The sequence below is a fragment of the Methylobacterium sp. WL9 genome, from assembly GCF_008040035.1.
In the GTDB taxonomy this organism is placed as follows: domain Bacteria; phylum Pseudomonadota; class Alphaproteobacteria; order Rhizobiales; family Beijerinckiaceae; genus Methylobacterium; species Methylobacterium thuringiense.
On record NZ_VRVE01000187.1, the window covers coordinates 1 to 1,095 of the forward strand.

At 70.4% G+C, this 1,095-nt stretch carries 1 protein-coding gene; it reads left to right on the forward strand.

Annotation, left to right across the window (positions count from 1 at the left end; genetic code table 11):
• A partial coding sequence (locus tag FV217_RS22390) for a polysaccharide biosynthesis/export family protein (RefSeq protein WP_147821837.1) occupies positions 1 to 1,095 on the forward strand: 1,095 nt, incomplete at both ends.

Below are 1,095 nucleotides of genomic sequence, written 5' to 3' on the forward strand. Positions count from 1 at the left end.
GGCCTCGGGCTGCTCGTATCTGCCGGCGTCTGGTCCGACGTCGCGTGCGATCGTGGACGGGGCGGACGTCGCGACGCCCCAGGGGGTGTATGCGCGCTACGAGCTGATCGACGTCGACCCGGCGATCATCGAGGCGCTGCGCTCGCGGCCGCTCGACAGCCTGCTCGCGGCCTTCGGCGACTATCGGAATTCGGCCGAGCCGCTGATCGGGGTGGGCGACTCGGTGGCGATCCAGGTCTGGGAGGCCGGTTCGGGCGGGCTGTTCTCGGGGCCACTGGTGGCCGACCGCTTCTCGGCCGGCTCGAAATCCGCGCAGATCCCGGAGCAGGTGGTGAGCCGCGACGGGGCGATCTCGGTGCCCTATGCCGGGCGCATCCAGGTGGCGGGGCGGCGTCCGCAGGACGTTCAGGTGCTCATCGAGAACGAGCTCGCCGGCAAGGCGATCCAGCCGCAGGTGCTGGTGACGGTGTCGAAGCCGATCTCGCAGTCGGTGACGGTGACCGGCGAGGTGACGAGCGGCGCGCGGATCCCGCTGTCGGGCAAGGGCGACCGGCTCCTCGACGTGATCGCCTCGGTGGGCGGGGTGCGGGGTGCTGTGAGCGAGACCTACGTGCGGCTGTCGCGCGGGCCGACCACGGTGACGGTGCCGATGACCGCCGTGGTGTCGAACCCCCGTGAAAACATCTTCATGCGGCCGAACGACGTGCTGACGCTGGTGCGTGACCCGCAGACCTTCATGGCGCTCGGCGCGCTCGGCAACGCCACCGAGCTGCAGTTCTCGGCCGAGGGCATCACGCTGGCCCAGGGTCTCGCCCGGGCGCGCGGCCTCTCGGACGTCCAGGCGGATGCGGAGGGCGTGTTCCTGTACCGCTTCGAGCCGAACACCCTGGTGCGCCGCCTGCGGCCGGGCTCGCCGCTCTTGAGCACGAAGCTCGTGCCGGTGGTCTACCGCTTCAACATGCGCGATCCCAACGGCCTGTTCCTGGCCCAGGCCTTCCGCATGCGCAGCCGCGACGTGCTCTACGTCTCGAACGCGCCGTTCTCGGAAGTCCAGAAGGTGCTCAGCGTGTTCTCCACCGTCGCATCGCCCGTCAC